The following is a 7,930-nucleotide window of genomic DNA, read 5'->3' as shown; positions in this document are numbered from 1 at the left end:
GGTCTAAGTCTTTGTTTAAGCGCAATCTCGGGCGGAAAACCGGTTCCCACTTGTCCTGAAATCGCTTTAGAAGCCGCCCGTTCTTGTTCCTGTTGCTGAAGCAACGCCCTACTCCGCCGCTTCCCGCTTTTGAGCCGGCCCGATCCGGGCCGCGCAGAATTTGAATTCCGGGATCTTGCCGAACGGATCCAGTTGCGGGTTGGTCAGGAAGTTCGCCGGAGCTTCGAAGAAGCAGAACGGAATGAAGAGCATGCCGGTGGAGACATCCCGGTCGGCCCGAAGCGTCAGCGTGATGGCGCCGCGCCGAGTTTCAACCGTCACCTGCTGACCAATCTCCAACCCAGCCAGTTTGATGTCGCGGGGGTTCATGGAGACAACGGGTTCCGGCTCGATGGCATCCAGAACGGCCGCCCGCCGGGTCATTGCACCTGTGTGCCAATGCTCCAGCATGCGGCCTGTGGTCAGGACCAGCGGGAAGTCCTCGTCCGGAACCTCGTTCGGTGGCACCAGATCCGTCGGCACGATCTTGCCGCGGCCATCAGCCGTCGGGAAAGAACTTCCGAACAGGATCTCATTCCCCGGTTTGTCCGGGGCATCCGCAGGATAGGTCACCGTGCCGTCGCGCTCGAGACGATCCCAGGAGATATTGTTGAGCGAGGCCATGTGCGAACGCATTTCCTCGTAGATGGCCGGGACACCGTCATAAGACCAGTTCAGGCCGAGACGGTTGGCCAATTCGATCATCAGTTCCCAGTCGGCCCGCGCTTCACCCGGCATCGGCACGCAAGACCGGCCGATTTGAACCTGACGGTTGGTATTTGTGTAGGTGCCGAGTTTTTCCGCATGTGCGGACGCCGGCAGGATCACATCCGCATGCCAGGCGGTTTCGGTCAGGAAGATATCCTGCACCACCAGATGCTTCAGACTGGCCAGAGCCTTGCGCGCATGGTTCTGGTCAGGATCGGACATGGCCGGGTTTTCACCCTGGATGTACATGGCTTCAATTCCGCCAGCCAGAATGTCGTCCATGATCTCAACGACCGTCAGACCGCGCACGGGATCCAGAGTTCTGCCCCAGGCATCTTCGTAACCGGCACGAATATCCTCGTTCCCGACCGCCCGGTAATCCGGATAGAACATCGGGATCAGGCCGGCATCGGACGCGCCTTGTACGTTGTTCTGGCCCCGAAGCGGATGAAGACCCGTTCCCGGCCGGCCGATCTGGCCGGTGGTCAGCGCCATCGCGATCAGGCAGCGGACATTGTCTGTACCGTGCACATGCTGTGATACACCCATGCCCCAGAAGATGATCGACTTCTGGCTGTTGGCGTAAATCCGGGCGACTTCACGCAGGGTTTCGGCCTTGATGCCGCAGACAGGCTCCATGGCTTCAGGGGTGAAGTCGCGGATCTTCTCCTTGAGGCTTTCAAATCCATCAACATGCGCGGCAATATACTGCGCGTCATAAAGTTCCTCTGTGATGATCACATTGAGGATCGCGTTCAGCATCGCGACGTCGGTGCCGGGCTTGAAGACAAGACCATAATCCGCATACCGCATGAGCCGCTGGCCGCGCGGGTCCATCACGATCAACTTCGCGCCGTTCTTGACCGCTTGCTTGATATAGGTTGCCGCGACGGGGTGGTTCTGCTCCGGACGCGCACCGATCACGATCATGCAGTCGGCATCATCCGCCGCATTGAACGGGGCTGTCACCGCACCTGAACCGATACCTTCAATCAGAGCAGCAACGGACGAGGCATGGCACAGCCGGGTGCAGTGGTCGACATTGTTGGTCTCAAAGCCCTGACGGATCAGTTTCTGGAACAGGTAGGCTTCTTCGTTGGAGCCCTTGGCCGAACCGAAGCCTGCAATACCTGCGCCCCCCTTGGCCGCATGCACCGCCTTGAGACCACCCGCCGCCTTGTCCAGGGCTTCTTCCCACGTCGCTTCGCGGAAAGTGTCCAGGTAATTCGACAGATCCATTGAAATGTCGCCGCGCTTGGGCGCATCATCCCTGCGGATCAAAGGTTTGGTCAGCCGCTCGGGACTGGAGACATAGTCAAAGCCGAAACGGCCTTTCACACAAAGCCTGTTCTCGTTGGCCGGACCGTCGCGACCTTCAACCTTGACGATCTTGCCGTCTTTGACCGAAACGGAAGTGAGACAGCCGACACCGCAGAACGGGCAGACACTGTCGATGGTCTCTTCCGGGTAGACTTCACGCTTTGTCGAGGTTTCGTCCAGAAGGCTTTTTTCCATGAGCGCGCCTGTCGGACAGGCGGAAACGCATTCGCCGCAGGCCACACAGGTTGAAAGCCCCATTGGATCGGCGAGATCGAATACCGGCATCGTGTGCGAGCCACGGTCGGCCATGCCGATCACATCGTTGACCTGCACTTCGCGACAGGCCCGTTCACACAGATTACAGGCAATACAGGCATCCAGATTAACCGCAATGGCCGGATGCGAAATGTCCTGTTCGGTTTTGGCACAGGACGCGAAGCGGCTCTGCGAAACACCGACCGTATCTGACCATTTCCAGAAGTCGCTTTCCGGATCGGGATGATTGTCACGGCTTGGCTGGTCGGCTGCCAGAAGTTCAAAGACCATTTCGCGGGCCTTGCTGGCCCGTTCCGTTTCAGTCTTGACCACCATGCCCTCAGCGGGTGTGCGGATACAGGAGGCGGCCAGTGTGCGTTCACCTTCAATGTCCACCATGCAGGCCCGGCAGTTGCCGTCCGAGCGATAGCCCGGCGCATCCTTGTGGCAAAGATGGGGAATGGCCACGCCTTCTCGCTTGGCGACCTGCCAGATGGTTTCGCCTTCCTGGGCTGTGACGTCCTTGCCGTCGAGAGAGAAAGTGATCTGGCTCATTTCCCAAACTCCTCCGGAAAGAATTTCAGCACCGAAGCAACCGGGTTGCTGGCCGCCTGACCGAGACCGCAAATGGATGCCGAGCGCATCACAGCGTCAAGATCTGCGATCTTGGCCTCGTCCCAGTCGTTTTCTGCCAACATATGCTCCATTTTCTCCGTACCGGACCGGCACGGCGTGCACTGGCCGCAGCTTTCATGTTTGAAGAAGCGCATCAGGTTGAGCGCAACGTCGCGCATGTCATCCTGATCGGAGAAGACGACGATGGCATGGCTGCCGATAAAACACCCATGTTTGTCGAGTGTTCCGAAGTCGAGCGGCTCGTCGGCAAGCGAAGCCGGCAGAATACCGCCCGACGCACCGCCTGGCAGATAACCCTTGAAGGTATGCCCTTCCTCCATGCCACCGCAGAATTCTTCCAGAAGCTCGTTCATGGTGATGCCTGCAGGCGCGAGCTTTACGCCCGGATCCCTGACCCGGCCGGAAACAGAGAAGGACCTGAAGCCCTTGTGGTCGCGGCGCCCCTGGCTTGCGAACCAGTCCGGCCCCTTTTCGATGATGTCGCGGATCCAGAACAGGGTCTCGACGTTGTGATTGAGCGTCGGACGTCCGAACAGGCCAACCTGGGCAATGAAAGGAGGCCGATGACGTGGCAGGCCGCGCTTGCCTTCGATCGACTCGATCATGGCGCTCTCTTCACCGCAGATGTAAGCTCCCGCGCCGCGGCGCAGCTCAATATCGATGCCGGTGATGATGCCTTCGGACCGAAGAGCCTCGATTTCCTTTTCCAGAATTTCCAGGACAGCCGGATACTCGTCGCGCATGTAAAGATAGACGCGCTCTGCCGAAATCGCATGCGCCGCGATCAGCGCACCTTCGAGCAACCGGTGCGGATCGCGCTCCAGGTGATACCGGTCCTTGAATGTCCCGGGTTCGCCTTCGTCGCCATTGATGGTGAGGTATTTGGGGCCAGGCAGGTCATTGACGATTTTCCACTTGGTACCTGTCGGGAAACCGGCGCCTCCAAGTCCTCGCAAACCGGCTTCCAACGCCTTATCGGCGATCGTGGCTGCATCGAATTCACCGGCGCGAACGCGTTCCAGAAGCTCGTAACCACCATCGGCCCGATAGGCATCCAACTTGATATAGTCGGGAATAACCGGTTCCGTTTTGCCTTCAAACAGGGTTGCCCTGACACTGACTTCGCTGGCGTTATCGACGGCACGCTTGCCGACCTGCACTGCCGGTGCGCCGGCACAGCGACCAATACACGGGACTTTCTGAATGCGCACCTTGGCCGGGTCGACACCACTTTCGAGCACCGCGGCAAGAGCATCGGCTCCCTTGATGGAACAGGCAACGCTGTCGCACACACGCACGGTTAGCGGTGCAGGGCCTGTCTCGCCTTCGCGGACAATATCGAAGTGATGGTAAAAACTGGCGACTTCGTAGACTTCCGCCTGCGCAAGCCGCATTTCCTCGGCCAATGCTCTCAGATGCCTGGCTTCCAGACGTCCATATGCGTCCTGAATCTTGTGCAGATGCTCGATCAAAAGATCACGGCGGCGCGGTTCATCGCCCAGCAGAGCCTGAACTTCACCGAGCGCTGCATCTTCCAATTGACGCCCTTTTGGCTGGGACGGCTTTCGTGAAAGCCCCTTGCCGAAAGACATTGGCGTTCCTCCCCAATGGTCCGGAGCACACCTCTTTTATAGGGCACTTCGGAGATCGTTTCCCGCGCAACCGAAACCCGGGTCGGCGACCACGGGCTCGGAAACGCTCAATTTGATCGGGATGTTAGCTTCCGAATTCCGATCAGACTGTTTGAAAAACGACAAAGGGGCTTCAAATGCTGACGCATTGACGACGGTCGCAACAGATGCCGACACCCCCTCGTTCAGGCAGTTAGGTGCGAAAATGCAGCTACGACACGTTCATAGACAGGACGTTTGAAGGGGACGATCAATTCAGGCAAACGTGATGCGTCTTCCCAGCGCCAGGCTGAAAATTCCGCCGAATGGCCGTCAGGCGGTGTGAGGATATTCACCTCGTCGTCAGCGCCATCAAACCGATAGGCGACCCAGCGTTGTGCCTGGCCACGGTACTTGCCCTTTCGAGACTTGCGCACCACTTCTGGCGGATAGTCATACGCGAACCATTCCGGGGCTTCTTCCAACAGCGTCACTGAGCTGATTGAAGTTTCCTCGTAAAGCTCCCGCCGGGCGGCACTTTCCGGTTTTTCGTGCTTGTCGATCCCCCCCTGGGGCATTTGCCAGGAATATTCATAATTGGAGGAACTGCCACCATCGTCGCGACTGCCGATCCAGACCTTGCCGGTCCGGTTGATCAACATGATGCCGACACAGGGGCGATAAGGCAGCCCCTCGACCGGTTCCGGAAACCCCGGTCCAAGTTCAAGCTTCGTCACTGATACACCTATGCTTAAAAAATCAATTTTCCCGGTCGATGGTTGCGCTGATCGGGACAAGTTGCAATCCGCGTTCTTCCAGATCCTGCACCCATTTTTCCAACTGCCGGATCGTGACCGGAAGCGCCGATCCCGCGGCGACAGCAACACCACGTGCGCGGGCAACGCCTTCAAGCTGCAGCAGTTTTGCGTTGATGTCGTCTTCTCTCGGAACTTCGTCCAGAACAACATCGACGCCGCTGAAAGGAATGCGAACTTCCTCTGACATCTCAGCGGCAATGCTGCGCGACGACGTACCGTTGTCGACAAACATCAGGCCACGGGACTTCAGTTTTCCCAGAAGATATTCCATGGATGGCCTGGTAGATGTGAAGCGCGCACCCATTTCGCCGACGGTTCCCACGTAGTTGGTGGCGCGGGTCAGCAGGAAGGCGAGACGGTCCAGCATCTCATTCGGTCGAAGGCTGACCAGAAGCGTGTGCGGGCCTGGATCGTTGTCCGGAAAATCGAATGGTTCCAGTGGCAATTGCAGCAGCAGTTCGTGACCCCGCGTCCTGGCCTGTTGCATCCACTGGTCCAGATCATCGCCATAAGGTGCCAAAGCAAAAGTCACGTCTGCCGGAAGCCGGTCAATGGCATGCTGCGTTCCGGCTTCGCTAAGCCCCAGACCGTTGACGATCACGGCGATCTTCGGAATGGACGTAAACTCGCGCACGACAGGTCTGGAATAGGCGTCAAGTGGCCGGACACCGGCGTCACTCACCTTGGGTAGAAAGCCAACGTCCGAACGTTCACTGACCCGGGTATCCGGATTGACGGACAGGCCGGTCACAGGATCACCCGGTCCCAGTCCGTCAGGCCGCTGAATCATTTCGTATCGCGGTCCCATCAGATCGCCGGTCGTCTCAGGACGAAGATTGGGGCCAAGATCGTCGCCTATGCCCGGCCGGATTTCGACAACCTCGATATCTTGCGAGGTCACGCCTTCAACAACAGCGTCCAGAGGAAGGACAGCGACAGGTTCGCCGCCGAACGGGTCGTCCACCACGGCGATCCATACAAGAACCGTAGTGACTGCAACACTTAGAATTCCTGCGCCGATAAGACCAAATGGCAGCCTGACAAGCCGCCTCTTTCCCATCCCTAGGGGAGCTGTGAGATCTTCGGTCGACATACCGTCCTGAGCCTTTTGACCGGCTTGGCGCCGGTGTCATCATTGTTATTGGGATACGCAGAACGAGAACGAGAATAAACTCTGCGCGCCGGAAGACCGGCGCGCAGAAAGGTATTTAGTTTTTGACGACCGCACTGTCCGAGACAGGCGGGAATGCTGCATTGGCCTGAACGCCGCGCAGCAGGTCCAGAGCCAGCTTGAGCTGCGTGTCGTCTTCCGGGTCAGCCGGAACATAGGCCTGGCTGCCGGATTCTTCTTCGCCATCGGCTTCGAGGTGACCGCGCAATCCGGCCTCACCCTTGGTTTCGACCCGGCCTACCAGATCTTCCGGCAATTCCTGAAGAGCTTCGATATCCGGCACGATGCCCTTGGCCTGAATGGAGGTGCCGGAGGGCGTGTAGTACCGCGCAGTGGTCAGACGGATTGCACCGTTTGCACCGAGCGGAATGATCGTCTGAACCGAGCCTTTACCGAACGAGCGTGTTCCGAGAATGGTCGCCCGGCGATGATCCTGCAGAGCACCTGCAACGATTTCAGATGCTGACGCCGACCCGCCGTTCACAAGCACGATCACCGGCTTGCCTTCGGTCAGGTCGCCGGCACGTGCATTGTAGCGCTGTGTTTCATCGGCTTCGCGGCCGCGGGTGGAAACAATCTCACCGCGATCCAGGAACGCATCGGACACAGCGATTGCCTGATCAAGCAATCCCCCCGGGTTATTGCGCAGATCGATGATGTAGCCCTTCAGCTTGTCTTCACCGATACTCGCGGTCATTTCGTCGATGCCTTTTTTCAGGCCATCAAAGGTCTGTTCGTTGAACTGCGTGACGCGCACGTAGCCAACGTCTTCTTCCTCACGCCAGCGAACCGAACGGATACGGATGATGTCGCGGGTGATGGTGATGTCAAACGGCTCGGCGCGGCCTTTTCTGCGAACGGTGACGACAATGTCGGTTTTGACCGGTCCGCGCATTTTTTCGACGGCCTCATTCAAGGTGAGCCCCTGCACCTGTTCGCCGTCGATATATGTGATCAGGTCACCTGCCAGCACACCTGCCTTTGCAGCGGGCGTATCGTCAATCGGAGAGACGACCTTCACAAGGCCTTCTTCCATAGTGACTTCGATCCCCAGTCCGCCGAATTCACCGCGGGTTTGAACCTGCATGTCACGAAAACTCTTCGGAGACATATAGCTGGAATGCGGATCCAGCGAGGTCAGCATGCCGTTGATCGCGCTTTCGATCAGCTGGGCATCGTCTGGAACTTCCACGTAATCGGAACGCACTCTTTCAAATACGTCACCGAACAGGTTGAGTTGCCGATAGGTGTCCGTCGCAGCCGCATTTGCGGCTACCGAAACATTGAGCGGCATCTGGGCCATTGTCGTGACTGCCGCAGCCCCCATGAGGGCACCCACCAGCAGCAAGGAAGTTTTCCGTATCATCCGCGAG

The 7,930-nt window shown here is 58.3% G+C and carries 5 protein-coding genes; all 5 read right to left on the bottom strand.

The window, feature by feature from the left end; translation table 11 throughout:
* Positions 1-108: 108 nt before the first annotated feature.
* The 5 genes from fdhF to K5905_RS21830 all read right to left on the bottom strand — a co-directional run bounded on the left by fdhF (position 109) and on the right by K5905_RS21830 (position 7,923).
* Positions 109-2,877, bottom strand: a complete 2,769-nt coding sequence (fdhF, locus tag K5905_RS21850; protein ID WP_297587707.1) for a formate dehydrogenase subunit alpha — start codon at positions 2,875-2,877, stop codon at positions 109-111.
* Positions 2,874-4,550, bottom strand: coding sequence for an NAD(P)H-dependent oxidoreductase subunit E (locus K5905_RS21845; protein WP_297587705.1), 1,677 nt, complete (start codon positions 4,548-4,550; stop codon positions 2,874-2,876). Before K5905_RS21845 ends, fdhF begins: the two co-directional genes overlap by 4 nt.
* 224 nt (positions 4,551-4,774) lie before the next feature.
* The gene (locus K5905_RS21840; RefSeq protein WP_297587702.1) at positions 4,775-5,305 is read right to left on the bottom strand and encodes an RNA pyrophosphohydrolase; all 531 of its coding nucleotides are present in this window, start codon (positions 5,303-5,305) and stop codon (positions 4,775-4,777) included.
* A gap of 22 nt (positions 5,306-5,327) precedes the next feature.
* The gene (locus K5905_RS21835; protein ID WP_297587699.1) at positions 5,328-6,479 is read right to left on the bottom strand and encodes a divergent polysaccharide deacetylase family protein; all 1,152 of its coding nucleotides are present in this window, start codon (positions 6,477-6,479) and stop codon (positions 5,328-5,330) included.
* Between the two features lie 115 nt (positions 6,480-6,594).
* Positions 6,595-7,923, bottom strand: a complete 1,329-nt coding sequence (locus tag K5905_RS21830; RefSeq protein ID WP_297587709.1) for a S41 family peptidase — start codon at positions 7,921-7,923, stop codon at positions 6,595-6,597.
* Positions 7,924-7,930: the final 7 nt, after the last annotated feature.

It is taken from the genome of Roseibium sp., from assembly GCF_025698965.1.
Taxonomy (GTDB): Bacteria; Pseudomonadota; Alphaproteobacteria; order Rhizobiales; family Stappiaceae; genus Roseibium.
Note: the sequence above shows the minus strand (reverse complement) of the source record. Positions and strands in the feature narration are given on the sequence as shown.

Coding starts and splice junctions, on each gene's coding strand:
- fdhF (WP_297587707.1), bottom strand. CDS start 2,877: ATGAGCCAGATCACTTTCTCTCTCGACGGCAAGGACGTCACAGCCCAG.
- K5905_RS21845 (WP_297587705.1), bottom strand. CDS start 4,550: ATGTCTTTCGGCAAGGGGCTTTCACGAAAGCCGTCCCAGCCAAAAGGG.
- K5905_RS21835 (WP_297587699.1), bottom strand. CDS start 6,479: ATGTCGACCGAAGATCTCACAGCTCCCCTAGGGATGGGAAAGAGGCGG.
- K5905_RS21830 (WP_297587709.1), bottom strand. CDS start 7,923: ATGATACGGAAAACTTCCTTGCTGCTGGTGGGTGCCCTCATGGGGGCT.